This window comes from Stenotrophomonas sp. RG-453, from assembly GCF_033843685.1.
GTDB classification, from domain to species: domain Bacteria; phylum Pseudomonadota; class Gammaproteobacteria; order Xanthomonadales; family Xanthomonadaceae; genus Stenotrophomonas; species Stenotrophomonas bentonitica_A.
Window position 1 is genome coordinate 15,380 of sequence record NZ_JAMYED010000010.1, and the last position, 26,767, is coordinate 42,146.

Genomic DNA, 26,767 nt, shown 5'->3' on the forward strand with positions numbered 1-26,767 from the left:
CCAAACAGTGCTCAGCGGTAACTCTGGCGCAAAGTGATTTTCTCGCTCTGTCGTAGTGATCGGCCGGCACCAGAAACGTCTATTGCCTAGTGCGTACAGCGCAGCTGGGATCGCATGGAAGAAGGCGCCCTCATGGCGTCTGCGCTTGAGCAACAATAGGAATATACAAAAACAGAAATGCCGCGCATTCTGTTTTTGTTAAGTGCGCGTCAACTATCGTTCCGCCCCGTTTGACGGCGCCATGAGTGGCTTTGCCGATTTCGCGATGTGGTTTTGCGCATCGCTTCCTGTGCGCGTGGCGGTAGTGCAGCGCAGTTTTCCATCGGCCATATGTGGTGGCTGTCAAAGAGGTTGATTCATGAAGTTTCTCACTATCCCGGCAGCCCTTGCCGCGACATTGCTTGTGTCCGGTTGCACAACCAGCAGCTGGATCCAGGCGGCCGGTGGCGTGATGCAGGCAAAGGATGACTATGACAAGCAGGCGCGCAACCAGCGCATCCGCGACGCCAACGCGGCGGCAGCGCGTGCGCGCCGGCAGTGAGCGCCGCCCCCATGACCAAGGCGATCCTGCTGGCGTGTGGTGTCTGCGCGGGTCTGTCCGCATGCATGCCCAGCGTTCTTCAATATGACCGCGGCAATCCGGTCGTGATCAGTTCGCTGCAGCAGGGGGCGACCCGCGAGTCAGTCCTGAGCGCCGCGGGACGGCCGCTGGATGCAATGGTGGTGCCCGGCATCAACGGCGTCTGCTACAACTATCTCCTGCGCAACCGCGGCAACACCTCGCCCTACTATGTGGTCTTCAACGCGCAGGGGCGCGTCGTCAACGCAGGCTATATCGCCTGCGAGAAGGCTCTCGCCGCGGGGTACCTGGATTCCAGTGAGCCAATCAAGCCGCGCTACTGATTGAACGACAACGCGATGCGCACGCGCGTCATCGCAACAGCGATGGCGCTTGGTCGATCCGCCACGCACCATTCAACGCGAGCACCACCGCGAACCTTCCGCACAGCAACACGTCGGCCTCGTTGTTCTCGCGCAGGTAGCGATCCGCCCCCGGCAGCATGAGTACCTCCACATCGCCGATGAAGTCATACCGCTCGTGATGCCGGGCGCGCACCATCACGCGATACGGCCCGCGAAGTGTGCGCACTACCGGCCGGGTTCCTGCGGCCTGCGCCGCCTTGATCAGGTCGATCACGTTGCCGCGCGGCATGCGCCAAACGATGCGCTCGGGTTGGCCGAACCACTCCAGCGCTTTCACCTCGCGGGTGTGCAGTGCGCGCGTGGGTGGCATGCGACCTAATGCCAGTGCTGCGCGGCGGCTGCGCAACGCACTCCACAGCATGCTGCCCACGATGAACAGCGCGGCCGCCATCAGGTACACGAACACCAGCCCGAACCACGGTGAGCTGTTGGGGATACCGAACAGCATGGCAAAGAAGATGAGCAGCATCACCCCCGTGATCCACTCGACCGTGTTGTTTCTTGTCGCCATGCCGGATCCCTTGAGTCACCCCGCAACACCCGGGGAGCCGGCCATTCTGACCCGGCAGGGGGCGCTCGTCAGCGGTTGGGTGACTTCTTTCGCAGGCTGAGGACGACGATGGCGATCACCGCTGCGATGGCGACCGGGATGAGCATCAAGCCGCCGATGATGATCCAGTGGTAGATACTGAAACTGCCCATGCGTAAGACCTTCCGTTGGTTGCTTCAATCCTACTATCTTTGTCCGTAGGCGGCATCGGGAACTGGGTGCTGGAGCCCATAAGCCGGAAAGGACGCTCGCATAACGCCTTTGGACCCCTATGCCATCCGGCACGTGGCCGGCGCCGCATCTGCCTGCTAGAAAGGCTGTCACGGACTTCCCCGGGGGTGATGCATGAAGCAACGCGTGTTGTCGGCCTGCGTGATGGCCCTGATCCCGTTCTGCGCCCAGGCGCAGATCGACCTGGCAAACCTGGACAAGGACATGGTCGGCCCACGCACCCAGGTCCTCGTGCTGGGCAGCGTGCACCTGAGCGAGCACGAGGCCTTCGATCCCAAGGCGCTGGATCCGCTGCTGGACAGGCTGGCGGCCTTCAAGCCCGGCTACATCACCATCGAAGCCATCAGCGGCGAGCAGTGCGATCTGGCCAAGCGCCATGCGGCGGTCTACGGCGATGACTACTGCGCCAGCACGGACACCGCGAAGACGGCCACGGGATTGGAGGTGCCGGCGGCGATCGTACAGGTCAACAGGACGTTGGCGGCCTGGCCGGCTGCCCCCACCGCCGCGCAGCGTCGCCAACTGGCCGCCCTGTTCCTTGCCGCTGGCGAACGGGCGTCTGCCTACGTGCAGTGGCTGCAGCTGCCCGTGGCCGAGCGACGCGCGGGCGACGGCCTGGACGGCAGCCTCGTCGAGCTGCTCAAGCAGATTCAAACGCGCAAGAACGAGAGCTACCAGATCGCTGCGGTCCTGGCCGCGCGGCTCGGTCTGCAGCGCGTGTACGCCGTCGACGACCATACCGGTGACAATCACCAGATCGCCGACCGCAAGGCGTTCAGCGCCGCGCTCCAGCAGGCGTGGAGTGGGTATGGCCCCACGTTCGATGCCATGACGGAACGCGAAGCGGCCTTCATCGCGTCCAACGATCTGCTCTCGCTGTATCGCAGCGTCAACGATCCCGCGGCGCTGCAGGTGCTCGCCGAGTCCAACGTGCGCCCGACACTGGCCGCCGTGTCACCGCAGCACTACCCCCAGATCTGGGTGCAGGGCTGGGAAATCCGCAATCTGCGCATGGTCGCCAACATTCTCGAGGTTGTGCGTGACCACCCCGGCTCCCGCGTCCTGTCCATCGTCGGTGCCTCGCACAAGCCGTGGTTCGATGGCTGGCTGGGGCAGGTCTCGGGGGTGGATATCGTGGACACGCAGGAAGTGCTAAAGGAGTAGGAGGGCACCGCCCGCAGCGCCCTCCACCTGCCTCAGAACCGATAGCCGACTTCCGCACCGACGATGCGCGGGCGGTCGATGGGACCGTAGTAGTTGCCGTCACGGCCGAACGCCAGGTTGTCGAAGATCAACCCGTTGATGCGTCGCTTGTTGGTCAGGTTGTCGACGTACACGCGCGTGCTCCACGGTCCGGTTTCATAACCGAGCTGCACGCCGAGGATGGCCACAGCCGACTCGTAGGCGCGATTGCGTTCGTCCAGCGCCATGCGGCCATTGAACGATGACTCCACGCGCGCGAACAGCCCGGAGCGGTGCTGGTAGCGTGCGGCAAGATACGCCGTGTACTGCGGAGTGAGTTTGACGTCGTTGCCGGCCAGGCTTTCATTGGCGCCGACGAACAGCTTGCGGTACTCGGCGTCCACGTAGCCCGCGTTGGCGGTCAGCGTCAGGCCGGGCAGGACCTCCAGCGCGCCTTCCAGCTCCACGCCGCGCGAGCGGATGGACGCATCCGAGCCTACGTAGTCGGAGGAGATCGGCCGGCCGTTGGCATCGGTGGCCAGCTGGATTTCCTGCCAGTTGTCCGAGGTGATGTGGAACACCGCGCCACCGATATGCCCCCGCCCGCCGAGCACGTTCATCTTGAAGCCGAGCTCGTGGCTCCACATCATTTCCGATTCGTAGCGCAGCACTTTGTCGTTGACGACGTCACTCTGCGCGGCCGCCAGATTGAAGCCGCCCGGAATGTAGCCCTTGGCGGATGCGGCGTAGAACGAGAGCGTGTCGCTGGCGTCGTAGCGCAGTGACACGCGTGGCAGCGTGGCAGTGAAGGTGTGTGCGAGCTCGGCATCGCGATAGAACACCAGGCCGCCCGGGCCCAGATCGAGCGTGCCTTCGCGCTGCCGCGTCGAGCGCTTGGCCTGCTCATGGCGCAGGCCGAGGCTGGCGGTCAGTTTCGGCAGCGTGGGTGGCGTGTAGCTGGCCGTGCCGAACACGCTGTAGTCCTGGCCATCCGAGCCCTGCAGCGGGGCGAGGTCATAGCTGCCCAGGCCGCGAAGCGGGGGGCCGACCAGGGTACCAAGGATGGAATCCTTGTGATGCCGGTAGGTGGAGACGCCGGCGATGTAGGTCAGCGCCTGGTCGCTGGGCGAGCTGAAACGCAGCTCGCCGTTCCAGCTGTGTTGCTTGTCGTAGATGCGGCCGGCCAGCGCGGGTGTGGCGGTCATGTCGAAGTCGTAGCCGGCGGAGGTGTCTTCCTCCTGCCGGTAGGAGAGCGCGGCATCCAGGGTGCCGCCGGAGAGCTGCCACTGCGCGCTGGTGCCGGCGACGGTTTCATTCCTGGTGGTGCGCTTGGGCGCATCGTTGATGTAGGTGAAGTCACCCGCACGGCGGCCGCCGTTGTAGAGATCGCCATAGGTGCGGTTGTACAGCCCCACATCCAACGGCAGGTACTCATACTCGAACATCCCGGGCGCACGCGTGCCCAAGTGGTAGGCGATCGCGTTGATGGCCAGCGTATCGGTCGGCTCCCAGCGCAGCTTGCCCTGCAGGTAGGTCTCCTTGACCTTGCCTTTGACCCCATTGAACGGCGTGAGGTTCTTGAGGTGGCTGTCTTCGTCCGAGGCCATGAACGCGACCGAGCCGAACAGCCGGTCGCTGTCGCCCAGTCCGCCGCCGAGGAAGCCATCCACGCTGCTGCCATGGCCGTTGCCGAAGGAGGTCAGCCCGACATTCACCTCACCTTCGGTCGTCGCCGACGGTGCGCGCGTACGCACCAGCACCAGGCCGGATTCGCTGTTCGCCCCGTACAGCGTGCCCTGCGGGCCGCGCAGGATCTCCACCGACTCGACATGGTTCAACACCGCGTTGCTCAGTTCGCGGAACGGGATGCCGTCGATGTAGACCGAGGCGCGGTTGACCAGGAACGGGTTCGACTCGATCCCGCGGATGGAGATGAACATGTCGCTGAGCTGGCCCATCACGTTGAACTTCACGTTCGGCGCCAGCTTGTCGAGGTCGCGGAACTCGGTGACGTGCGCTTCCTTGAGCGCTTCGCGGTCGAGCACGGTGACCGACATGTCGCTCTTGAGGTACGGGGTATCGCGTTTGCTGCCGGTGACCACGATGCCGTCCAGCTCGGTGGCCTTGGCGGGTGGGGTGGACTGGGCCTGGGCGGGCGCACTGGGCAGCAACTGAAGCGCGGCGAGCACGGCGCCGGCAAGTACAGCGTGTTTCACGAGGAGCCTCTGGGGTGGTGGCGCGCACCACGGTGATGGGGAGGAATCGCAAATGTTATTGTGTAACAATGAGGTGCTGCCGCTCCATTCCCGGCAGGGCGGATCCAGAACTGGACACCTGATGACCTGCGCCACTGCCACGCCAGCGACAGCGGTGGCCGCCCGTGTGGCGGCCGAAGCCGGCCGTCCGCTGGACGCCTGCGTCGGCAGCGCCGACGGCTCGGTGCTGATGCTCCGCCATGCGTTTGCGGCGGCGCAGGGCACGATGGGTGAGGGTGGTGCGCTGCGCATCGGGCTGCTCACGGCGGGCGGCGGCACCCTGTATCAGCGCACGGCGCTCGGACGCATCGCGCAGCCCTGGTGCGCAGGCGCGTTCAATGTTGTGTTGCCGGACTGCCCAGGCGAATTCCGCAGCCCAGCGCTGGCGCTGCTGGGCCTGGCCATCGACGCGCGGCATCTGCAGGGGCACGACGTGCGCTTGGAGCAGCTGCATCGCGCAGCATCGGCGCTGCATGGGGACCCGGTGATCGCCTCGGTGATGGGGGCGCTATGGCACTGCGCTGAAGCGCATGCAGGCTCAGCCGCGTTCTTCGAGCACGGTGTCGATCTGGTGCTGAAGCGGTTGGCGGGACTTCCGGTTGCGTCGCCCCCGACGCGACGCGCGTTGTCGCCGGCGCACGTCAAGCGCGTGCAGGAACTGATCGATGCCCATCTCGGCGACGATCTGGGCGTCGCCCGCATGGCGCAGGAAGTCGGGCAGGAAGCCAGTGGCTTCAGTCGTGGCTTCCGGCTGGCGACCGGCATGACGCCCTACGCGTACCTCACCTGGCGCCGGATGGAAGCGGCCAAGCCGATGCTGCTGGCCGGCCGCAGCGTCACCGAGGTCGCCCTGGCGATGGGCTATGCCAACCCCGGCAAGTTCGCCGCGGCGTTCCGGCGGGTGACCGGGCAGCCACCGTCGCGCTGGGCAGGCAACGCGCGAGGTGAACTGGCTGGCCATGTTTGAGGCCATCGGAGGACTGCGCTATCCTGCGCGCCGCTTCCACTGCCCCGGCAGGACCCTTGTGATGACGCCACCCTGATACCGCGTTGACGACGCGCCGGCCCTTGCGCTGGCTCAGGGAGTGCTTTGTCTTCATCACACAACGCGCCGTGCGCATCGCCGGTGCGTGGAGTCTGTCCATGTCTGTGTCCTATCCGCTGCGCCAGCAATGGCTCGGCAACATCCGCGGTGATCTGCTGTCCGGCGCCGTGGTCGCCCTCGCGCTGATTCCCGAAGCGATCGCGTTTTCCATCATTGCCGGGGTCGACCCCAAGGTCGGTCTGTACGCTTCGTTCTGCATCGCGGTGGTCACCGCCATCGCCGGCGGCCGGCCGGGCATGATCTCCGCGGCCACCGGCGCGATGGCGCTGGTGATGGTCGATCTGGTCCGCGACCACGGCCTGCAGTATCTGCTGGCCGCGACGATCCTGGCCGGGCTGCTGCAGATCGTCGCCGGCGCGCTCAAGCTGGGTGCCCTGATGCGCTTCGTCTCGCGCTCGGTGATCACCGGCTTCGTCAACGCGTTGGCCATCCTGATCTTCCTTGCGCAGTTGCCCGAGCTGATCGGGATGCCATGGACGGTGTACGCCGTGTGCGCGGCCGGTCTGGCGATCATCTACCTGCTGCCGCTGCTGACCCGGGCGGTGCCTTCGCCGCTGGTGGCGATCGTGGTGCTCACCGGGCTGTCGATCTGGCTGGGCCTGGACATCCGCACCGTCGGCGACATGGGCGCGCTGCCGGACAGCCTGCCGACCTTCCTGCTCCCCGATGTGCCGCTCACCTGGGAGACCCTGCGCATCCTGCTGCCGGTCTCGGCCACGCTGGCGGTGGTGGGGCTGCTGGAGTCGATGATGACCGCGCAGATCGTGGAAGACATGACCGACACCCCCAGCCAGCGCAACCGTGAGTGCGCTGGACAGGGCCTGGCCAACATCACCGCCGGGCTGTTCGGCGGCATGGGCGGCTGCGCGATGATCGGGCAGTCGGTGATCAACGTCTCATCCGGGGGCCGCGGGCGGTTGTCCTGCCTGGTGGCCGGCGTGCTGTTGCTGCTGCTGGTGGTCTACGGCGCGGAGTGGGTCCGGCAGATTCCGATGGCCGCGCTGGTCGCGGTGATGATCATGGTCAGCATCGGGACGTTCCATTGGCGCTCGTTCGCCGAGTTCCGGCTGCATCCCAAGAGCTCCTCGCTGGTGATGCTGGGCACGGTGATCGTGACGGTCGCCACGCATGACCTGGCCAAGGGCGTGCTCACCGGGGTGCTGCTGTCGGCGCTGTTCTTCGCCCGCAAGGTCGGCCGGATGCTGGACATCGCCGATGCCGAAGCCGCCGACGGCAGCCGTGTCTACACGGTCAGCGGGCAGGTGTTCTTCGCCTCGGCCGGGCAGTTCGCGGCGGCCTTCGACCTGCTGCATGTGCCCGAGAGCGTGGTCATCGATCTGAGCAACGCGCACGTCTGGGACCTCAGTGCGGTCGGTGCACTGGAGCGGGTGGCCGGCAAGCTGCGCGCGCGTGGCGCTAGCGTGGAGGTGATCGGACTCAATGCCGCCAGCCAGACGCTGGTGGAGCGGCTGGGGCGTGGCGAGCGCGGCGCGGGCGTTCACTGAACACGGTCAGGAAGCGGCGCTAAACATCGGGCCGATCACGCCGTTATCCAGCTGAGTCCCTTCTCTGGGCCGGCGCCGTCAGGGTGCCGGCAGGTGGTATCTCCACAGAGCAGGGCGGTGGCATCGATCCCTGCTGGCCGCGCCGTGATGACACCGCGCGCGTGCCGGCCCGCAATGGACTGCGTGTTTCCGTGGCGGCGCACGCGTGCGTCCGCCGGTATGCCCTTTTTCCGGAACCGCCCCCCATGCCCGTGTCCCGCCCCACCGCGTCCAAGCGCCCTGGCAGCATCGCCAACCGACTGATGCTGGGTACTGCGTTGATCGCCATGCTCTGCTTCGGTGTCACCGCCGCGATCAGCTATCGCGAAGCCAGCGCGTCGCTGGTCGATGCCTCACGCCACACCATGCAGAGCGAGGCCCAGGCCGAAGCGCTGCGGGTGAGTGGTGATCTCTCCAGCGCCTTCGCCACCAGCCAGGCGCTGGCGCAGAACCTGCTGGTGCAGCGCGCCGCGGGTACGCTGTCACGGGCGACGGTCGCCGCCGTGATCCACCAGCAGGTGCAGGTACACCCGGAGTGGGTCGGGTTCGGCACGCTGTGGGAGCCGGAAGCCTTCGATGGCAAGGACACCGAGTTCGTCGGTGCCGAGGCACACGATGACACCGGCCGGTTCATGAGCTACTGGGCCTGGCACGACGGTGCGCCGATGCAGGATGCGCTGAAGGGCTACGACGTGCCCGGCGACGGCGACTGGTATCTCAAGCCAAAGGAGTTGAAGCGGCAGACGGTGGCCGAGCCTTATACCTACGAAATCGGCGGCCAGAAGGTGCTGATGACCACGCTGTCCACCCCGGTGATCGATGACGGCACCTTCCTCGGCGTGGTGACGGTGGATTTCGCGCTGGCCGCACTGCAGAAGCACCTGGCCGCGTTGCGCCCGATGGGCGAAGGCCACGTTGAACTGATCTCGCCCGGCGGCATCGTGCTGGCTGCGGAGGACCCGAACGAGATCGGCAAGCGTCGCGAGGATGCGGTGACCACGCAGGTGTTGGCCGCGGTGAAGGCGGACAAGACCTTCGATGCCTTCGAACCGGATGCGGCCGGCAACGTAAAGGCCTATGTGCCGCTGCGCATCGGTGGCAGCCAGGAGCATTTCGCGCTCGGTGTGATCGTGCCGCACGCGCTGATCACCGCGCAGGCACGTGCGCTGCTGTGGATCATTCTCGCCGTTGGCCTGGGCGCGGCGCTGGTGCTCAGCGGCAGCGTGTACGTGCTGCTGCGCCGCCAGGCGATCCGTCCGTTGGCCGATGCGGTACGCCTGTCCGCCGAGGTGGCCGAAGGCCGTCTGGACACGCCGCTGCCGCCCGCGCGCAACGACGAAGTCGGGCGCCTGCTCGAATCGATGCAGCGCATGCGCAGCCAGCTGCGCGCCGTGATGGCGGCGCAGGGCGAGATGGCCCAGCGCCACGACGCCGGTGAGTTGAGCTACCGCATGGACGCGCAGGCCTTCCCCGGCGAGTACGGCAAGATGGTGGAAGACACCAATCAGCTGGTTGGCGCCAACATCGCGGTCACGCGCCGTCTGGTCGAGGTGATGCAGCGCTACGCGGTCGGTGACCTGAGCCAGGACATGGACCGCCTGCCCGGCGAGCAGGCCGCGTTTACCGCGGCGATGGATACCACCAAGGCCAACCTGCGCGCCATCAATACCCAGATCGGGGACCTGGCCGGCGCGGCGGCGGTGGGCGATTTCAGCCAGCGTGGTGACGTGGTGCGCTTCGACCACGACTTCCGCGCCATGGTCGAAAACCTCAACACGATGATGCAGGTCAGTGATGACAATCTGCAGCAGATTTCCGCGCTGCTGCGCGCCATCGCAGCGGGTGATCTCACGGCACGCATGCGCGGTGAGTTCCATGGCGTGTTCGCCCGGATGCGTGACGACGCCGATACCACGGTCGCGCAGCTGACCGATATCGTCGGCCGCATCCAGCAGGCCACCGGCAGCATCAACCTGGCCGCCGGTGAGATCGCCGCGGGCAACAGCGATCTGTCGCGCCGCACCGAGCAGCAGGCCGCCAGCCTGGAAGAGACCGCCGCCTCTATGGAGGAGCTCACCTCCACGGTCCGGCAGAACGCGGACCATGCGGTGCAGGCCAACCAGCTCGCCGCCGGTGCTGCCGAGGTGGCCTCGCAGGGCGGTGTGGTGGTCGGCCAGGTGGTGACCACCATGGCCGGCATCGAGGCCTCGTCCAAGCGTATCGCCGAGATCATCTCGGTGATCGACGGCATTGCCTTCCAGACCAACATCCTGGCCTTGAACGCCGCCGTCGAAGCAGCCCGGGCCGGCGAGCAGGGCCGTGGTTTCGCGGTGGTGGCCACGGAAGTGCGCGCGCTGGCCCAGCGCTCGGCGGGCGCCGCCAAGGAGATCAAGACGTTGATCGACGACTCGGTGACCCAGGTCAGTGCGGGCTCGGCACTGGTGCAGACCGCTGGCCGCACGATGGAGGAGATCGTCACCGGCGTGCGTCGGGTCAACGACATCATGGCCGAGATCTCGGCCGCCTCGAAAGAGCAGTCTGCCGGCATCGAGCAGGTCAACCAGACCATCACCCAGATGGACGAGACCACACAGCAGAACGCCGCGCTGGTGGAGGAAGCCACGGCGGCGGCGCGTGCGATGGAGGAGCAGGCCCAGCAGCTGGGTACTGCGGTGGCGATCTTCCGCCTGCAGTCCAGTGCTGGCGCGGCCAGCACATCGGCACGCCGGGCCGCGCCCGCGCGCAGCACCGCGCGGATGCCGGCAGCGGCCGTGGCCGGAGACGGGGACGACTGGCAGACCTTCTGATCCTGCCCGGCGTGCCACATCCCATGGCGCGCCGGGTCGCGTGATTCACCGGATGCTCACCGCGCTGCATTGGTAATCGGCGCTATCCTTTGCAGGCATGGTGAGCACATGACCTCCCGTTCCGACCGGCTTGGCCTGACCGCGCTGACTGCCCTGGTGGTCGGGTCGATGATCGGTGCCGGCATCTTCTCGCTGCCGCAGAACATCGCGCGCAGCGCCGGCCCGGGCGTGGCATTGATCGGCTGGATGATCAGCGGGCTGGGCATGTTGATGCTGGCCTTCGTGTTCCAGAACCTGGCCAACCGCAAGCCCGAGCTGGATACCGGCATCTATGCGTACGCGCGGGCCGGGTTCGGCGATTACATCGGCTTCTCGGCAGCCTGGGGCTACTGGGTCTGTTCGCTGCTGGGCAACGTCAGCTATTTCGTGCTGATCTTCAGTGGCCTGGGCTATTTCGTGCCGGCCTTCGGTGAGGGCAATACCTGGCAGGCGGTGGCGTGTGCGTCCGTGCTGCTGTGGTCGATGCACGCAATGATCCTGCGCGGCATCCGCCAGGCCGCGCTGGTCAATGCCGTCGTCACCGTGGCCAAGATCGTGCCGATCGTGGTGTTCCTGATCATCGCCGCGGTCGGTTTCAAGGCCGATATCTTCACCGGCGACTTCTGGGGCACGGCAGAACTTGGCAGCGTGGGCGAACAGCTGCGCGGCATGATGCTGATCACGGTGTGGGTGTTCATCGGCATCGAGGGCGCCAGCATCTACTCGCGGCGTGCGGCCAGGCGCTCGGATGTCGGGCGCGCGACCATCATCGGGTTCCTGTGCGTGCTTGCGCTGCTGATGCTGGTCAATCTGCTCTCGATGGGGGTGCTGCGCCAGGACGCCCTGGCCCATGCACGCAACCCCTCGATGGCCTTCGTGCTGGAAGCCATCGTCGGGCCCTGGGGCGCCACCTTGATCATCATCGGCATGATCGTCTCGGTGCTGGGGGCGTTGCTGGCGTGGGTACTGCTGTGCGCCGAAGTGCTGTACGCAGCGGCGGGGGATGGCACGATGCCCGCCTTCCTCGGGCGTGAGAACGCGCGCCAGGTGCCGGCCAATGCGCTGTGGCTCACCAACGGGCTGATCCAGCTGTTTCTGATCATCACGCTGTTCAGTGCCGGCACCTATACCAGCCTGGTGCTGCTGGGCGCGTCGATGAGCCTGGTGCCGTATCTGTTCTCGGCCGGTTACGGCGCCCTGCTCGCACTGCGCGGGGAAACCTATGCCGGGCAGCGCGGGCTGCGGGCCCGCGATCTGCTGGTGGCCGGGCTGGCAACGCTGTACGCGCTGTGGCTGGTCTATGCCGGCGGGCTGTCCCAAGTGCTGCTGTCGGTACTGCTGTATGCGCCTGGCATCGCCATGTTCGCCGCCGCCAAGCACCAGCATGGGCAGCGGATATTCACCCGGGCCGAGCAGGTGATCGTGGCGGGCGTGATCGTTGTTGCCTGCTGGGCGGCGTGGGGTCTCTACCAGGGTCATCTTCACCTGGCCTGAGCGCGCCGGATCGGCTCAGCCTTCCCGGTTGCCGCGCGCCCCCCGTTCGGTCAGCAGATCGATCTGCTGTTGCTGCTGTTTCAGGTGGTGTCTGGGAAACCGCGACGTCCCAGCCGCAGCGCGAGGTGGACCAGCACGATCAGGACCGGCACTTCCACCAATGGCCCGATCACGGCGGCGAACGCGACCGGTGAGCCCAGCCCGAAGGCGGCGATCGCCACCGCGATGGCCAGCTCGAAGTTGTTGCCGGTCGCGGTGAAGGCGATCGCCGTGGTGCGCGGGTAGTCGCGTGCGATCCAGCGGCCCATGACGAAGCTCATCAGGAACTGCACGAAGAAGTAGATCGTCAGCGGGATGGCGATACGCACCGCATCCAGCGGAATGCGCAGGACGTCACCCCCCTTGAGGCTGAACATCGCCACGATGGTGAACAACAGCGCGACCAGCGTGATCGGGCTGATCGCGGGCAGGAAACGGGTTTCGTACCACGCGGCCCCGCGCAGCCGCAGCAGTACCCGTCGGCCAAGGTAGCCCGCTGCGAAGGGAATGCCCAGGTACACCAGCACCGCGCCGGCGATGGTCCATGTGCTGACATCGATCACGCTGCGCTGTAGCCCGAACAACGGCGGCAGCACGGTCAGGAACAGCCACGCATAGACGCTGAAGAAGGTGATCTGGAACAGCGAGTTGAACGCGACCAGGCCGGCCACGTACTGATTGTCGCCGCGCGCCAGCTGGTTCCAGACCAGCACCATGGCGATGCAGCGGGCCAGCCCGATCAGGATCAGCCCGGTCATGTATTCCGGCCGGTCGTGCAGGAACAGCGCGGCCAGCGCGAACATCAGCACCGGCCCCACCACCCAGTTCTGCAGCAGCGACAGCGCCAGCACGCGCTTGTCGGCGAAGACGGCGGGCAGGGCCTCGTACTTCACCTTGGCCAGCGGCGGGTACATCATCAGGATCAGCCCCGCGGCGATGGGCAGGTTGGTGCCGCCCAGGGTCATGGCCTCCAGCGCGGCGGGCAGGCCGTCGAACAGCGTCCCCAGCGTCACGCCAAGCGCCATCGCCGCGAAGATCCACAGCGTCAGCCAGCGGTCCAGGAATGACAAGCGGGAAGAGGCGGGCGTCGTCATCGCAACAGGCGCGGTCATCTAGGTGTCAGCGCGGCGGCGCGCATTGGCCGCCTGGGCCACAGTCCGCCTCGCCGGCGCAGCAGTTTTCGGTCAGGTAACCGATCAGGCCATTCATCGCCTCGAAATCGGCGCGGTAGCAGATGCTGCGTCCGCGTGGCTCGGCGTTGACCAGTCCGGCTGCGCTCAGCTCCTTGAGATGGAACGACAGGGTGGCACCGGGCAGGCCCAGTTCGGTGGCGATCTCGCCGGCCAACCGGCCGCCGCGGCCGGCCTGGACCAACAGACGGAAGACACTGAGGCGGGTGGCATGGCCGAGCGCGGCCAGGGCGTGGGTTGCGGTTTTATGTTCCATGTTTCTAGAATAATCGAACAAATCATCCGGAGCAACCCGATGTCCCGCTTGCCATACCTGACCGCTGCGGCGGTCGACATCCCCGATCCCGCGCGGTTGTCGACGCGTGCCAGTGACCATCCGCCGCGCATTCTGGTTCTGTTTGGCTCACTGCGCCCGCAGTCGTACAGCCGGCGGCTCGCCAGGGAGGTGGAACGTCTTCTGCAGCACTTCGGCGCCGAGGTCCGCGTGTTCGATCCGCACGAGCTGCCGATGGTCGACGCGGTGGATGCCGACCACCCCAAGGTCCAACAGCTTCGTGCCTGGTCGCACTGGTCCGAAGGCCAGGTCTGGATCAGCCCGGAACGTCACGGCACCCTCAGTGCGGTGTTCAAGAATCAGATCGACTGGCTGCCGTTGTCCGAAGGCAGCGTACGCCCCACGCAGGGCCGCACCCTGGCGGTAATGCAGGTGTGTGGCGGCTCGCAGTCCTTCAATGTGGTCAACGCATTGCGGGTGCTCGGGCGCTGGATGCGGATGGTGACCATCCCCAACCAGTCTTCGGTTCCCAAGGCTTGGCAGGAGTTCGATACGGACGGCCGGATGAAGCCCTCGGCGTACTACGACCGCGTGGTGGACGTGGTCGAGGAGCTGGTGAAGTTCACCCTGCTGGTGCGTGACCACAGCGACTACCTGACCGACCGATACAGTGAACGCAAGGACGACGTGTACGCGGCGCAGTTGGCCCGTACTGCCGGCGTGGTGGAGCCGGTCCCGCCACCGCCGCCGCTCGCCGTGGGAGACCGCGCATGAAGGCGGTCATCTATCACAACCCCGCCTGCGCGACCTCGCGCAATGTGCTCGCGCTGATGCGCCATGCCGGCGTCGAACCGGAGGTGGTGGAGTACCTGCGGACCCCGCCGGATCGCGCGCGTTTGATCGCACTGATCGCGGCGGCGGGGCTGCAGGTGCGCGATGCGCTGCGGGAGAAGGGCACGCCCTACGCCGCACTGGGCCTGGCCGATCCGGCGCTCGACGACGCGCAGTTGCTCGATGCGATGTTCGCGCATCCGATCCTGATCAACCGGCCGTTCGTGCAGACAGATCGCGGGGTGCGCCTGGCGCGGCCCTCGGAGACCGTGCTGGAGATTCTGCCACCGGTGCATGCTCCGTTCCGCAAGGAAGACGGCGAGGTGGTGATCGACGCCCAGGGCCGGCGCCCCACAAAAAAGCCCGGTCAATGACCGGGCTCTTCATCCACGCCTGCGCGCTGCTTACCAGCGCATGCCGGCGAAGGGGTTCCAGCTGGTGTCGCCCTTCACTTTTTCCAGGTAGTACGAATAGTTGGTGGTCAGCGCGATCAACACCGACCAGGCCACCCCGATCGCACGGCCGACCACGTCCGGCAGGAACGCCACGACGACCATCAGCACCAGAGTGATGCCCAGGATGGTCAGCGCCTTGCGCCACATGCCCACGATCAGCAGGTAGATCCAGCTGAAGAACAGGGCGTAGAAGTTGAAGTTGACCTTGATCTTCTGGCCGAACGGCAGCGTCTTGTACGCCGCCTTGAAGGTCGGCGTATTGGGGGCGCCGTGCTGTTCGAAGAAGTTGAAGCGGAACTGCCACTTGGGGCTGTAGGGGGAAGCAGTGTTGGAATCCATATCCGAATCGTTTGTTGAAAACGATTACATGATACCGACAAGCTCTTGATTGGCACCAATTTTTCGACGCTTCCGGCGACGCATGGAAGGGACCGCGGGCACCGTCACACATTCGTCCCGGTTTTCCGATAGGGTGCGCAATCCGCGCGGCCGGAAGCCCCGCGGGTCATGAGAAGTCAACGAGATGCCAGACCATGTCCATTGATGTGATGTCCCCCGAGCGCCCTGTGGCAGGACCGCAGATCACGCCGTGCCCGGTCGCCACCCAGGCGCAACACCTGCTTGCCCAGCTGCAGTTCTCGCAGGTGAGCGCGCGTGCGCTGTCGCGCCCGCCGGTCGACACCGACCTGGCCATCGCCGCCACCGTCGCCTGAGCCCAACGCGCCACTGCACGCCGGTGCGCCCGGTCGTCCAAACGCACGCCCGTTCCCCCGCCCACGGGATGGAAAACCGCGCAACATCGGCCCATCCGGCCCCGCACCCGGGCCGTTGGAACGGTGTCCATCGCCATGCGGGGCCTGGACCGGCCGCCTGCAAGATGAATGGGCAGAGGCCCATGGCACAGGGCCTGCGCGGCGGTGCCTGTGCGGGGCGCTCCACTTGTCTCGATCCAAAAGCTGAATGCGGAGAAATGCCCGGTCAGCCCTTCGCGCGCACCTTACATTTCGCGCCATAGACTGAGCCGCATTTTTCGTCTCAAGTCGGTTTGGAGAGTTCGTGGGTTCCGGTAGTCACAGACATACGCTGCGTGCCGGTCTCCGGCCCGCACCGACAGGACGCATGCGTGCCAGCGCGCACGCCGGGCTCAGGACGCCCCCTTCCGCACTTGGCACCCCCGGCCTGGCACGCCCTGCACAGGGACACCGCGCATGAGTACCCAGACCCTCAACGCCCCGCTGGATGCCGGCCGGGCGACGTTGCCGGCCGAGTCGCCGTTGCCGATGCCCGAGCAGTCGCTGCGCGAAGGCCGGCTGCAGGTGCCACGCCAGCGCACCTCGCCGCGGATGATCGGGCTGCGCCGTTTCTACATCCTGGGCGGCACCGCGGCGATGACCGCTGCAGCGAGCCGGATGATGTGGAAGGTGCTGGCCGTCAACGGCATCAGCGTGCTCGAGGCCTGCCTGCTGGTGCTGTTCGTGGGCCTGTTCGCGTGGATCGCACTGTCGTTTGCCGGCGCCGTGGCGGGCTTCCTGACCGCCGTGTTCGATCGGGGCTACAAGCTGGGCATCGACCCGGACGCACCGCTGCCGACCGTGCACACGCGCACCGCGCTGCTGATGCCCACCTACAACGAAGATCCGCGCCGGCTGCTGGCCGGCCTGCAGGCGATCTACGAGTCAGTGGCCGAGACCGGGCAGCTGGCGAACTTCGATTTCTACGTGCTCAGCGACACCCGGCGCGATGACATCGGGCAGGCCGAAGAAGCGGCCTACCGCGCCCTGTGCGATGCCGTGGGCGGCCATGACCGCATTTTCTACCGTCGCCGCGGCGACAACAGCGGGCGCAAGGCCGGCAACATCGCCGATTGGGTCCGCCGCTTCGGCGGCGCTTACCCGCAGATGCTGATCCTGGACGCCGACAGCCTGATGACCGGCGACACCATCGTGCGCCTGGTCGCAGGGATGGAGCACAACCCGGATGTCGGGCTGATCCAGACCCTGCCGGCGGTGGTCGGCGGGCGCACCCTGTTTGCCCGCATGCAGCAGTTCGGCGGGCGCGTCTACGGCCCGGTGATCGGCCGCGGCGTGGCGTGGTGGCATGGCGCGGAGAGCAACTACTGGGGCCACAACGCGATCATCCGCACCCAGGCCTTCGCCGAGCAGGCCGGCCTGCCGTCGCTGCCGGGCAAGGAGCCGTTTGGCGGGCATGTGCTCAGCCACGATTTCGTCGAAGCCGCGCTGATGCGCCGCGGCGGCTGGGCCACCCACATGGTGCCGTACCTCAAAGGCAGCTATGAGGAAGGCCCGCCGACCCTTACCGACCTGCTGGTCCGTGACCGCCGCTGGTGCCAGGGCAACCTGCAGCACGCCAAGGTGGTTGGCTCCAAGGGCCTGCACTGGGTCAGCCGCATGCACATGCTGGTCGGCATCGGTCACTACTTCACCGCGCCGATGTGGGCCATGCTGATGTTGATCGGCATCGCGATCCCGCTGTTCCAGGGCGGCATCGACCTCAATGAAGTACTGCATCTCTCGCCGGGCGTTTACTGGCGCCACCAGGACGAGACGCAGGTGATCCGCATGTTCGCGATCACCATGGTGGTGCTGCTCTCGCCCAAGGTACTGGGCTATCTGGCCATGCTGCTGGAGCCGGTGGAACGCCGCGGCTGCGGTGGCACGATCCGCGCCTTCATCTCGATGCTGCTGGAGACCATCCTTGCCGCGCTGATGGCGCCGGTGGTGATGTACGTGCAGTCGCGCGGCGTGGCCGAAGTGCTGGCCGGCAAGGACTCGGGCTGGGATGCGCAGCAGCGCGACGATGGCGGAGTGTCCTGGCTGGCACTGGCACGTGGCTATGGCGGGCTGAGCGTGTTCGGTCTGTTCATGGGGGCACTGGCCTATGCGGTCTCGCCCTCGCTGGCGGCGTGGATGGCGCCGGTGGTGATCGGCATGGTGCTGGCGATTCCGGTGGTGGGCTTCACCTCCTCGCGCACCGCCGGCGTGTGGATGCACCGGCTGGGCCTGATGGAAATCCCGGAAGAATCGGCACCGCCCAAGGTGCTGGTGCGCGCGGCCGAGCTGCGCCGTGCGGCTGTCGAGGCGCACCCGGCCGGCTGAGCCCTGCGTTGCCGCGATCAGCGCCCCATTGCAGCGGGGCGCGGTCATAATGCGGCTTGAACGTACTGGAGCCGCCTGATGCTGGATACCGTGGAAAACGAAACCGGCGCCGACCCGCAGTGGTCGGTGCTGTGGCTGCATGGCCTGGGTGCCGATGGCCATGACTTCGCCCCGATCGTGCCCGAGCTGGTGCGCCCGCACTGGCCGGCGATCCGCTTCGTGTTCCCGCATGCGCCGGTGCAGCCGATCACGATCAACAACGGCGTGCCGATGCGCGCGTGGTACGACATCGTCAGCATGGATTTTCGCTCGCGCGCCGACAGCGCCGGCGTGGATGCCTCGATCGTGGAACTGGAACTGCTGATCGAGCGCGAGATCGCCCGCGGCATTCCGGCCGAGCGCATCCTGCTGGCCGGCTTCTCCCAGGGCGGGGCGGTGATCCTCAGCGCGCTGCTGCGCCGCACCCGTCCGCTGGCCGGGCTGATCGCGCTGTCGACCTATCTGCCCGACCCGGCCAAGGCTGCGGCCGCGCGCGTGGCCGGTGCGATCAGCGTGCCGGTCTTCATGGCCCATGGCACGCAGGATCCGGTGATTCCGGTGGCGATCGCCGAGCACACCGCACAGACGCTGGGCGCGCTCGGCCTGCCGGTGGAGTGGCACACCTATACGATGGCCCACCAGGTCTGTGCCGACGAGCTCGACGCACTGGGCAACTGGCTCGAGGCGCGCTTGGCCGCCTGACGCCATGAACGACCCGCGCCAGCAGTCCTGGTTGCCCGAGCTGTGCCGCCTGCCGCGACTGGCGGCGATGCTCGGGTTGGCCGAGCTGGTGGTCGTGGTGGTGGCGCTGGCACCCGATGGCAGCCGCCACTGGACGCTGCCGGACTTCCTGTCCGCCAGCGGCTTCGCGTTGTGGCTGGCGCTGGCAGTGACGGTCAGCCTGTGCAGCGTGCGTGCCATGCTCTCGCGCCTGCCCGAGGTGCCGGGCATGGTGCTGGTGGTGGTGATGACCGGCCTGATCGCCGGCGCGTGCGCGGCGATCGTGCATGCGTTGTACGGGGTGATCGGCGGCGGCAGCTTCGCCCAGACCGTCGGCTTCTGGCGGTTCACGCTGGGCAGCGCGGCGATGACCGCATTGATCAGCGCACTGGCGCTGCGCTACTTCTACGTCAGTGATCGTGGCAGCGCGCAGATGCTGGCCAATGCACGGGCCCAGGCCGATGCGCTGCAGGCGCGGATCCGGCCGCATTTCCTCTTCAACAGCATGAACCTGATCGCCAGCCTGCTGCGCCGCGATCCGGACGTGGCCGAGCGCGCGGTCCTGGATTTGTCGGACCTGTTCCGTGCCGCGCTGGGTGCCGGCGATGGCGACTCCACCCTGCAGGCCGAGTGCGAACTGGCCGAGCAGTATCTGTCGATCGAATCGCTGCGCCTGGGCGAACGCCTGAAGGTGATCTGGCTGCGCGACGAGCCGTTGCCATGGTCGTTGCCGATGCCGCGGCTGGTGCTGCAACCGCTGGTCGAGAACGCGGTGCTGCACGGCATCTCACGGGTGCCTGCCGGCGGCACGATCGTGCTGGCGCTGTCCAGCGACGGCACCCAGCTGCGCATCCGGGTGCGCAACCCGGCGCCGGATCCGGCCACCCGCGGGCTGCCGCTGCTGCAGGGCGCAGGCCACGCACAACGCAACATCGCCCACCGCCTGGCTTGGCGCTTCGGCCCGGCCGCGCGGATGACGGGGGCGTGGGCCGACGGCTACTATGCTTGCGAAATCACGGTCCCGGTCCAGTGAGGAAACTGTATTGAAGGTGGTGATCGCCGACGACGAACCGCTGGCCCGCGAGCGCCTGCGCTCCCTGCTTGCCGACCAGGCCGGCATCGAGGTGGTGGCCGAGGCCGAGAACGGCGAACAGGCGCTGCATGCCTGCGCCGAACTGCAACCGGACCTGGTCCTGCTCGATATCGCCATGCCCGGCCTGGACGGGCTGGAGGCCGCACGCCATCTGGCGACCTTCGAACCCCGCCCGGCCGTGGTGTTCTGCACCGCGTACGACGCGCATGCGCTGTCCGCGTTCGAAGCGGCGGCCATCGATTACCTGATGAAGCCGGTGCGCCCCGAGCGCCTGGCTGCCGCCCTTGAACGGGCGCGGACCTTCCTGGCCGGCCGCAGCGGCCCGGCGACCGCCGCCAGCCAGCAGGCGCGCACGCTGCTGTGCGCGCGCCTGCGCGGCAGCCTGCGGCTGATCCCGGTCGAGGACATCCATTACCTGCAGGCCGAAGAGAAATACGTCGTCGTGCACCACGCGCGCGGCGAAGACCTGCTGGAAGAATCGCTGAAGTCGCTGGAAGAAGAATTCGGCACCCGATTCGTGCGCATCCATCGCAATTGCCTGGTCGCCCGGCACGAACTGGTGGAGCTGCGACGAAATGGCGCAGGCCAGGTCCAGGCGGTGCTGCGCCATGGCCACGGGCCGCTGGAAGTCAGCCGCCGCTGCGTGGCCAGCCTCAAGCAGGACCTCAAACACCTGTAGGCCACGGGGATCCCATCGGGCCTGGCAGGCGCTCACCGTTGGTCGATATGCCTCCGTGCGTCGATAATGGCGCCATGAAGACCCTGCGCATCGCCACCCGAAAGAGCCCGCTTGCCCTGTGGCAGAGCGAATACGTCGCCGACCGCCTGCGCCAGGTGCACCCGGGGCTGGAGGTGGTGCTGATCCCGATGAGCACCCGCGGCGATGAGGTGCTGGACCGCTCGCTGGCGGCGATCGGCGGCAAGGGCCTGTTCCTCAAGGAACTGGAACTGGCGATGCTGCGTGGCGAAGCGGATTGCGCCGTGCACTCGCTCAAGGACGTGCCGATGGAACTGGACGCGCCCTTCGCGCTGCCAGCCATGCTGACCCGTCATGACGCGGCCGACGGGTTCATTTCAAATCTGTACGCCTCGCTGGAGGCATTGCCGATCGGCGCCCGGGTGGGCACCTCGTCGCTGCGCCGCCAGGCCCAGCTGCGCGCGCTGCGCCCGGATCTGGAGTTGCAGGACCTGCGCGGCAACGTCAACACGCGCCTGGCCAAGCTCGACAACGGCGGTTACGACGCGATCGTGCTGGCGGTCGCCGGGCTGGAACGCCTGGGCCTGGGCCACCGCATCGTGGCGCGCCTGGCCGCCCCGGACTGGTTGCCGGCCCCGGCGCAGGGCGCGGTCACGGTGGAGTGCAACGGCGAGGACGCGGCGGTGATGGGCCTGTTCGCTGCGCTGGACGATGCCGACACGCGTGCCTGCGTGGAAGCCGAGCGCGCCATGAACCGCGCGCTGCACGGCAGCTGCCATGTGCCGGTGGCCGGCTTTGCGCAATGGGAGGGCGAGGATCTGTTCCTGCAGGGCCTGGTCGGCGGGGTCGCCGATGGCCGCATCGTGCGCGCGGAAGCGCGGGGCCCGGCCAGTGATCCGGAGACGCTGGGCCAGCGCGTCGCGCGCGGCCTGCTCGATGCCGGCGCCGGGGAGCTGCTCACGGTGTAGTGCCGGCCGCTGGCCGGCATTCCAGATCGCGCGAGGTTCCCGGGTAGCCGGCCAGCAGCCGGCACTACGTCACGATGGCGGGCGCACCGGCGCCCGCAGCGATTACTTGAACTTGTAGACCACGTTCATCGTGGTCAGCGTGTCGGTCTTGCGCTTGTCATCGGCGACGTCGCTGTTGTGACGCGCCTGCCAGCCGGCCTTCAGTGCCAGATGCTCGTTCATGCTCACCGATACGCCGAAATCGTTCTGCGCGAAGGTGTTGTACGAGCCCGATTCGACCAGCAGCGTGTTCACCAGGTCGGTGTTCGGGGTCAGCGTGTACTTGAGATCGAACAGGCCGCGGCCGATCAGGCCGGTACGGGTCGAGTCGTCTTCGGTGTTGTGGGTGCGGCGCACACCCGGACCGATCTGCGCGTCCATGTAGAACCGCTCGGCGTCGATGATCCGGGTGCCGTAACCGAGACCGAACGAGCTCTGGCGGTCGTAGGTGGCGAAATCGTCGCGCTCGTAACGCACCGTGGCGGTGATCTGGCGGTGTTCGCCCAGCTGCAGCGCACTGCCGGCGCTGCCGGTGTAGCGGTTGGCGGTGGTGTTGCGGCGGCGGATGGTGGTGCCGTCGTCGTTGGTATCGGTGTACTCCGAGCGCGAGCGCAGGCCGAACAGGTCCATGCTGTGCACCCAGTCATCATCGGTGTAGCGCAGGCGCAGACGACCGTTGAAGCTCTCGGTATTGCTGTTGCCGCGGGCCGAGGCAAAGCCCAGTTCGCCGCCACTGCCGCTCCAGGGGGAGGTCATCGCCGCCAGTTCGGCAACGTCCTGTGCATAAACCGCCGGGGCGCAGAGCAGCAGGGGAACAAGCAACGAAACGCGCAGGGACATCAACGGTTCTCCGTGATCGGACAAGGGGGAGGGACAACAAGGGGGGGATGATACTTGATGCGTTCCACGTCACATTCGGCGATGGGCCGGGGCTTTAGGACCCGTTCGGCCTCGCCCCTGTTCAGGGAATATCGATCCGCAGCGAGGCGTCGTCGAAGCGCGAGTAGGTCACGGTGATCCGGAACGGCTGCCCGTTGGTCTGGCCCTTGCGCTCGATCTGCACCGGCAGGCCCTGCACATTGACCCAGTACAGCAGGCCATCGGGCGCTGCAGTGGCGTGGCGCACCTCGTATTTGTGTGCGCGCTGGCCGCCGGCGCGTTCTTCGCCGAGGTCGCGCACCTGCAGCTGCGCCGGCTCCAGATCAGCGGGCAACGGATTGCGCCACTGGGCCAGCATCCCTTCGGGCACCGGGATCTGGCGCACTTCGCCGGCACGCTGCAGGAAGAAGGTGCCGCCGATGATGGTCTGCGGGCCATCCTCGGTGACGAGGCGGTAGCGGTCCGGGGCCACGTAGTCCATCTGCGCTTCCACCGCGCGCGGGCCCTGCATTTTCATCACCGCATGGAAGCTGCGCAGCTGGCCGAAGCGCTGGCTGGCGGCCAGCACCGTGCCGACCGGGTCGGCGGCCGGTGCGGTCGCGGCAGGCACCGCAGCCACGGGCGTTTCAGTGCGCCCGCAGCCGCTGGGCAGCAGGGCGGCGGCGGACAGGGCAAGGGCGGGCAACAGGCGCATGACGGGCGGCAGCAGGCGATGGGGGGCCCCACGATAGCCGAAGATGCAGCCGAAGCCGCCACAACGACGGCGACTCGGACATAATCGGGTCATGGACCGATATGAACGCATCAACGCCCTGCATCGCCTGCTCAAGTCCGCCCGTTACCCGGTAACGGTGGCGGCCCTGCAGGAAAAACTGGAGTGTTCCCGCGCGACTGTCTACCGCGACCTGGCCTTCCTGCGCGATGCGCTGATGGCGCCGGTGGAAGGCGATGGCGAGGCGGGCTTCCGCTACCAGGCCGACGAAAGCGACCGCTTCGAGCTGCCGGGCTTGTGGCTGAGCTCGGAAGAGCTGCACGCGCTGCTGGCCTCCCAGCACCTGCTTTCGCGGACAGGGGGCGGCGTGCTCTCCTCGGTGCTGGCCCCGCTGCAGCAGCGCATCGAAGGGCTGCTGGCGGCGCAGGCCGGTGTCTCCAGCTGGCCGGTCGACCGGGTCCGGGTGATTCCGCACCGCGGGCGCAAATTCGATGAGGCCAGCTTCCGCGCGGTGGCCTCGGCGGTGCTCGAGCGCAAGCAGCTGGCCTTCGAGTACCGGGCCCGCTCCACCGACGAGGCGACCCAGCGCACCGTGTCGCCGCAGCGCATGACCCACTACCGCGACAACTGGTACCTCGATGCGTGGGACCACGGCCGCGAAGGCCTGCGCAGCTTCGCCGTGGACCGCATCTACAAGGCGCGCGTGATCGATACCACCGCGCGCGATGTGGATGAGAGCGAGCTGGACGAGCAGCTCGGCGCCAGCTACGGCATCTTCTCCGGGCCGCCCAAGGGCTGGGCCACGATCGTCTTCAGTGCCAAAGCCGCGCGCTGGGTGGCCGATGAGCATTGGCATTCCAAGCAGCAGGGCCGTTTCCTGCCCGATGGCCGCTACGAGCTGAAACTGCCCTACAGCGTCTCGCGTGAGCTGCTGATGGACGTGCTGCACTACGGCTCGGACGCGGAGATCGTCGAGCCGGTGATGCTGCGCGAACAGGCCAAGGCCCTGCTGGCCCTGGCGCTGACCAGCTACGAGTAAGCCGGCCCGGCCGGCATCGGCTCATGCCGTGGGGTCATATGCCCCGGATTCCGCAAGGGCCGGGGCGTGCGGTATCGTGGGGCGTTGCTGCCCCTACGGATTCCGCTGCCCCCATGAAAAAGTACCTGCTGCTCCCGTTGCTTGCCGCCTCGCTGGCCCTGTCCGCCTGTGGCAAGCCGGCCCATGATTCCCAGAAGCTGGTGGTCGCGGCCACTGCGGTGCCGCACGCCGAGATCCTGGCCGTGGTCAAGCCGATCCTGGAGAAGGAGGGGCTGACCCTGGAGGTGCGCGTGTTCAACGATTACGTGCAGCCCAATGACCAGCTGGTGCAGAAGCAGGTCGACGTGAACTACTTCCAGACCGAGCCCTACCTGGACGCCTACAACCGCGACCGCAAGACCGACCTGGTCAAGGTGATCGGCGTGCATATCGAGCCCTTCGGTGCGTACTCGCGCCGCTTCAAATCGCTCGATGCGCTGCCCAACGGCGCCGATGTGGTGATCCCCAACGACCCGAGCAACAACAGCCGCGCGCTGATCCTGCTGCACAAGGCCGGCGTGATCACGCTCAAGGACCCGACCAACGCGTTGGCGACCCAGCGCGACATCACCGCCAACCCGAAGCAGCTCAAGTTCCGCGAGCTGGACTCGGCGATGCTGCCGCGCGTGCTGGACCAGGTCGATCTGGCCCTGATCAACACCAACTACGCGCTGGATGCCGGGCTCAACCCGACCCAGGATGCGCTGGCGATCGAGAGCAAGGATTCTCCGTACGTGAACTTCCTCGTTGCCCGCCCGGACAACAAGGACGATGCCCGCGTACAGCAGCTGGCCAAGGCCCTGACCGGCCCGGAAGTGAAGGCCTTCATCGCCGAGAAGTACAAGGGCGCCGTCCTCCCCGCGTTCTGACCGGCACCCGCGGTAGCGCCACGCCATGCGTGGCTGGCCGCGCCCCGCGCGGCAATGATCGCCGACGCGGGCGTCACCCCACGCGGAAGCCCATCGTCGCTTCCACCGCCTGCTGCCAGCCGCGGTACAGCGCCTCGCGCTGATCCGTCGGCATCTGCGGGGTGAAGCGGCGGTCCACCGCCCACTGTTCGGCGATCTCCGCCCGGCTGCTCCAGAAGCCGGTGGCCAGCCCGGCCAGATACGCGGCGCCCAGCGCGGTGGTCTCGGCCACCTGCGGGCGCAGCACCGGCACGCCCAGGATGTCGCTCTGGAACTGCGCCATGAAGTCATTGGCGATCGCACCGCCATCGGCGCGCAGTTCCTTCAGCTCGATGCCCGCATCGGCCTGCATCGCCGCCAGCACATCGCGGGTCTGGTACGCCATGGATTCCACCGCCGCGCGGATGAAGTGTTCCTTGGTGGTGCCGCGGGTCAGGCCGAACATCGCGCCACGCACATCGCTGCGCCAGTACGGTGCGCCCAGTCCCACGAACGCCGGCACCAGGTACACGCCACCGTTGTCGGCGGCGCGCTCGGCGTACGCTTGGCAATCGCTGGATTTGCCGAACATGCGCAGCCCGTCGCGCAGCCACTGCACCACCGAGCCGGCGACGAAGATCGAGCCTTCCAGTGCGTATTCCACGCGGCCATCGATGCCCCAGGCGATGGTGGTGAGCAGCCCGTTCTCGGATACCACCGCCTTGTCGCCGGTGTTCATCAGCATGAAACAGCCGGTGCCGTAGGTGTTCTTGGCCATGCCCGGCTCGAAGCAGGCCTGGCCGAACAGCGCGGCCTGCTGATCCCCTGCGATGCCGGCGATGGGCAGGTGCTGGTCGAAAAAGAACTGCGCCTGGGTGGTGGCATACACCTCGCTGGAGCTGCGGACCTGCGGCAGCATCGCGCGCGGAATGTTGAACAACGCCAGCAGCTCATCGTCCCACTGCAGCGCATGGATATCGAACAGCAGCGTGCGCGCGGCATTGGTCACGTCGGTGACGTGCGCCTGGCCGCCACTGAGGTTCCAGATCAGCCAGCTGTCGATGGTGCCGAACAGCAGCTCGCCGCGTTCGGCACGTGCCTGCGCGCCCTCGACGTGATCGAGGATCCAGCGGATCTTGGTCGCGGAAAAATAGGCATCGATCAGCAGCCCGGTCCTGCGCCGGATCAGCGGCTCGTGGCCGTCGGCCTTGAGCTGCTCGCAGATCGCATGGCTCTGCCGCGACTGCCATACCACCGCGTTATGGATCGGCTGGCCGGTGGCCTTGTCCCAGACCACGGTGGTCTCGCGCTGGTTGGTGATGCCGATCCCGGCGATCGTGCGCGGGTCCACCTGGTGGCGGTTCAACAGTTCGGTGATCGTGGTGTAGACGCTGGTCAGGATCTCGCGCGGATCGTGCTCGACCCAGCCCGGCTGGGGGAAGATCTGGGTGAACTCGCGCTGCGCGCTGCCGGCGATGCGCCCGGCACGATCAAACAGCATGGCGCGCGAACTGGTCGTGCCCTGGTCGATGGCGAGCACGTAGTGCTTGTCCATGGTC

Annotated in this window: 26 protein-coding genes; 17 read left to right on the forward strand and 9 right to left on the reverse strand. The window is 67.1% G+C overall.

All coding sequences use genetic code 11. The features are described from left to right. Window positions 1–358: 358 nt before the first annotated feature. Window positions 359–541: a hypothetical protein gene (locus tag NJD74_RS17535; protein WP_070471869.1), complete on the forward strand. Its 183-nt coding sequence runs from the start codon at window positions 359–361 to the stop codon at window positions 539–541. A gap of 11 nt (window positions 542–552) precedes the next feature. Beyond that, window positions 553–903, forward strand: a complete 351-nt coding sequence (locus NJD74_RS17540; RefSeq protein ID WP_070471870.1) for an outer membrane protein assembly factor BamE — start codon at window positions 553–555, stop codon at window positions 901–903. 28 nt (window positions 904–931) lie between these two features. Here NJD74_RS17540 and NJD74_RS17545 read toward each other — a convergent pair whose 3' ends face one another. Both NJD74_RS17545 and NJD74_RS17550 read right to left on the reverse strand, forming a co-directional pair. After that, window positions 932–1,495 carry a hypothetical protein gene (locus tag NJD74_RS17545; RefSeq protein ID WP_319624692.1) on the reverse strand — a complete coding sequence of 188 codons (564 nt, stop codon included), beginning with the start codon at window positions 1,493–1,495 and terminating at the stop codon, window positions 932–934. A gap of 68 nt (window positions 1,496–1,563) precedes the next feature. Beyond that, window positions 1,564–1,686 (reverse strand): hypothetical protein, encoded by a 123-nt coding sequence (locus NJD74_RS17550; protein WP_259462124.1) that lies wholly within the window; start codon window positions 1,684–1,686, stop codon window positions 1,564–1,566. A 193-nt stretch (window positions 1,687–1,879) separates the two neighbouring features. Between NJD74_RS17550 and NJD74_RS17555 the strand changes: the two genes are divergently transcribed. Next, entirely contained in the window at window positions 1,880–2,929 is a 1,050-nt protein-coding gene (locus NJD74_RS17555) for a DUF5694 domain-containing protein (protein WP_319624693.1), read from the forward strand. 32 nt (window positions 2,930–2,961) lie between these two features. Here the strand turns inward: NJD74_RS17555 and NJD74_RS17560 are convergent, their stop codons facing one another. Further along, complete coding sequence (locus NJD74_RS17560) at window positions 2,962–5,163, reverse strand: TonB-dependent receptor plug domain-containing protein (protein ID WP_319624694.1); 2,202 nt, start codon at window positions 5,161–5,163, stop codon at window positions 2,962–2,964. Between the two features lie 121 nt (window positions 5,164–5,284). On the opposite strand from NJD74_RS17560, the gene NJD74_RS17565 reads away from it, so the two are divergent. The 4 genes from NJD74_RS17565 to arcD all read left to right on the forward strand — a co-directional run bounded on the left by NJD74_RS17565 (window position 5,285) and on the right by arcD (window position 12,191). Beyond that, a complete protein-coding gene (locus NJD74_RS17565) occupies window positions 5,285–6,169 on the forward strand; it encodes an AraC family transcriptional regulator (RefSeq protein WP_070471874.1) in 885 nt (294 codons plus the stop codon). Between the two features lie 176 nt (window positions 6,170–6,345). After that, the gene (locus NJD74_RS17570) at window positions 6,346–7,812 is read left to right on the forward strand and encodes a SulP family inorganic anion transporter (protein WP_319624695.1); all 1,467 of its coding nucleotides are present in this window, start codon (window positions 6,346–6,348) and stop codon (window positions 7,810–7,812) included. A 245-nt stretch (window positions 7,813–8,057) separates the two neighbouring features. Beyond that, on the forward strand, window positions 8,058–10,658 hold the full coding sequence (locus tag NJD74_RS17575; RefSeq protein WP_319624696.1) for a methyl-accepting chemotaxis protein: 2,601 nt from the start codon (window positions 8,058–8,060) through the stop codon (window positions 10,656–10,658). Between the two features lie 108 nt (window positions 10,659–10,766). After that, on the forward strand, window positions 10,767–12,191 hold the full coding sequence (arcD, locus tag NJD74_RS17580; RefSeq protein WP_102789358.1) for an arginine-ornithine antiporter: 1,425 nt from the start codon (window positions 10,767–10,769) through the stop codon (window positions 12,189–12,191). A gap of 80 nt (window positions 12,192–12,271) precedes the next feature. On the opposite strand, the gene arsB is transcribed toward arcD, so the two are convergent. Both arsB and NJD74_RS17590 read right to left on the reverse strand, forming a co-directional pair. Beyond that, window positions 12,272–13,324 carry an ACR3 family arsenite efflux transporter gene (arsB, locus tag NJD74_RS17585; RefSeq protein WP_070471987.1) on the reverse strand — a complete coding sequence of 351 codons (1,053 nt, stop codon included), beginning with the start codon at window positions 13,322–13,324 and terminating at the stop codon, window positions 12,272–12,274. Between the two features lie 25 nt (window positions 13,325–13,349). Next, window positions 13,350–13,676: a metalloregulator ArsR/SmtB family transcription factor gene (locus tag NJD74_RS17590; RefSeq protein ID WP_070471878.1), complete on the reverse strand. Its 327-nt coding sequence runs from the start codon at window positions 13,674–13,676 to the stop codon at window positions 13,350–13,352. 39 nt (window positions 13,677–13,715) lie between these two features. On the opposite strand from NJD74_RS17590, the gene arsH reads away from it, so the two are divergent. Together arsH and arsC are read left to right on the forward strand one after the other, a co-directional pair. Then, window positions 13,716–14,468, forward strand: coding sequence for an arsenical resistance protein ArsH (arsH, locus tag NJD74_RS17595; protein ID WP_070471879.1), 753 nt, complete (start codon window positions 13,716–13,718; stop codon window positions 14,466–14,468). After that, a complete protein-coding gene (gene arsC, locus NJD74_RS17600) occupies window positions 14,465–14,899 on the forward strand; it encodes an arsenate reductase (glutaredoxin) (protein ID WP_070471880.1) in 435 nt (144 codons plus the stop codon). The genes arsH and arsC overlap by 4 nt, the downstream gene beginning before the upstream one ends. Before the next feature lie 30 nt (window positions 14,900–14,929). On the opposite strand, the gene NJD74_RS17605 is transcribed toward arsC, so the two are convergent. After that, window positions 14,930–15,319: a DUF2628 domain-containing protein gene (locus NJD74_RS17605; RefSeq protein ID WP_019183610.1), complete on the reverse strand. Its 390-nt coding sequence runs from the start codon at window positions 15,317–15,319 to the stop codon at window positions 14,930–14,932. A gap of 194 nt (window positions 15,320–15,513) precedes the next feature. Here NJD74_RS17605 and NJD74_RS17610 point away from each other — a divergent pair, with 194 nt between their 5' ends. From NJD74_RS17610 to hemC, 6 genes are all read left to right on the forward strand, one after another. Then, window positions 15,514–15,693, forward strand: coding sequence for a hypothetical protein (locus NJD74_RS17610; protein WP_019183611.1), 180 nt, complete (start codon window positions 15,514–15,516; stop codon window positions 15,691–15,693). Between the two features lie 495 nt (window positions 15,694–16,188). Further along, entirely contained in the window at window positions 16,189–18,096 is a 1,908-nt protein-coding gene (mdoH, locus tag NJD74_RS17615) for a glucans biosynthesis glucosyltransferase MdoH (protein WP_070471882.1), read from the forward strand. 75 nt (window positions 18,097–18,171) lie between these two features. Continuing rightward, window positions 18,172–18,837, forward strand: a complete 666-nt coding sequence (locus NJD74_RS17620) for a carboxylesterase (RefSeq protein WP_172838074.1) — start codon at window positions 18,172–18,174, stop codon at window positions 18,835–18,837. Between the two features lie 4 nt (window positions 18,838–18,841). Continuing rightward, a complete protein-coding gene (locus NJD74_RS17625; RefSeq protein WP_046273129.1) occupies window positions 18,842–19,888 on the forward strand; it encodes a histidine kinase in 1,047 nt (348 codons plus the stop codon). A 10-nt stretch (window positions 19,889–19,898) separates the two neighbouring features. Then, window positions 19,899–20,627, forward strand: a complete 729-nt coding sequence (locus NJD74_RS17630; protein ID WP_019183615.1) for a LytTR family DNA-binding domain-containing protein — start codon at window positions 19,899–19,901, stop codon at window positions 20,625–20,627. Between the two features lie 74 nt (window positions 20,628–20,701). After that, window positions 20,702–21,613, forward strand: a complete 912-nt coding sequence (hemC, locus tag NJD74_RS17635) for a hydroxymethylbilane synthase (protein WP_102789364.1) — start codon at window positions 20,702–20,704, stop codon at window positions 21,611–21,613. Window positions 21,614–21,715: 102 nt separating this feature from the next. Here hemC and NJD74_RS17640 read toward each other — a convergent pair whose 3' ends face one another. Further along, window positions 21,716–22,492 (reverse strand): DUF481 domain-containing protein, encoded by a 777-nt coding sequence (locus NJD74_RS17640; RefSeq protein WP_019183617.1) that lies wholly within the window; start codon window positions 22,490–22,492, stop codon window positions 21,716–21,718. Between the two features lie 121 nt (window positions 22,493–22,613). Then, window positions 22,614–23,225 (reverse strand): hypothetical protein, encoded by a 612-nt coding sequence (locus NJD74_RS17645; protein WP_070471884.1) that lies wholly within the window; start codon window positions 23,223–23,225, stop codon window positions 22,614–22,616. A gap of 91 nt (window positions 23,226–23,316) precedes the next feature. Here NJD74_RS17645 and NJD74_RS17650 point away from each other — a divergent pair, with 91 nt between their 5' ends. Together NJD74_RS17650 and NJD74_RS17655 are read left to right on the forward strand one after the other, a co-directional pair. Then, on the forward strand, window positions 23,317–24,282 hold the full coding sequence (locus tag NJD74_RS17650) for a YafY family protein (RefSeq protein ID WP_019183619.1): 966 nt from the start codon (window positions 23,317–23,319) through the stop codon (window positions 24,280–24,282). Window positions 24,283–24,395: 113 nt separating this feature from the next. Beyond that, window positions 24,396–25,190 (forward strand): MetQ/NlpA family ABC transporter substrate-binding protein, encoded by a 795-nt coding sequence (locus NJD74_RS17655; protein WP_070426001.1) that lies wholly within the window; start codon window positions 24,396–24,398, stop codon window positions 25,188–25,190. A 73-nt stretch (window positions 25,191–25,263) separates the two neighbouring features. Here the strand turns inward: NJD74_RS17655 and glpK are convergent, their stop codons facing one another. Continuing rightward, window positions 25,264–26,763: a glycerol kinase GlpK gene (gene glpK, locus NJD74_RS17660; RefSeq protein ID WP_070471885.1), complete on the reverse strand. Its 1,500-nt coding sequence runs from the start codon at window positions 26,761–26,763 to the stop codon at window positions 25,264–25,266. Window positions 26,764–26,767 lie beyond the last annotated feature (4 nt).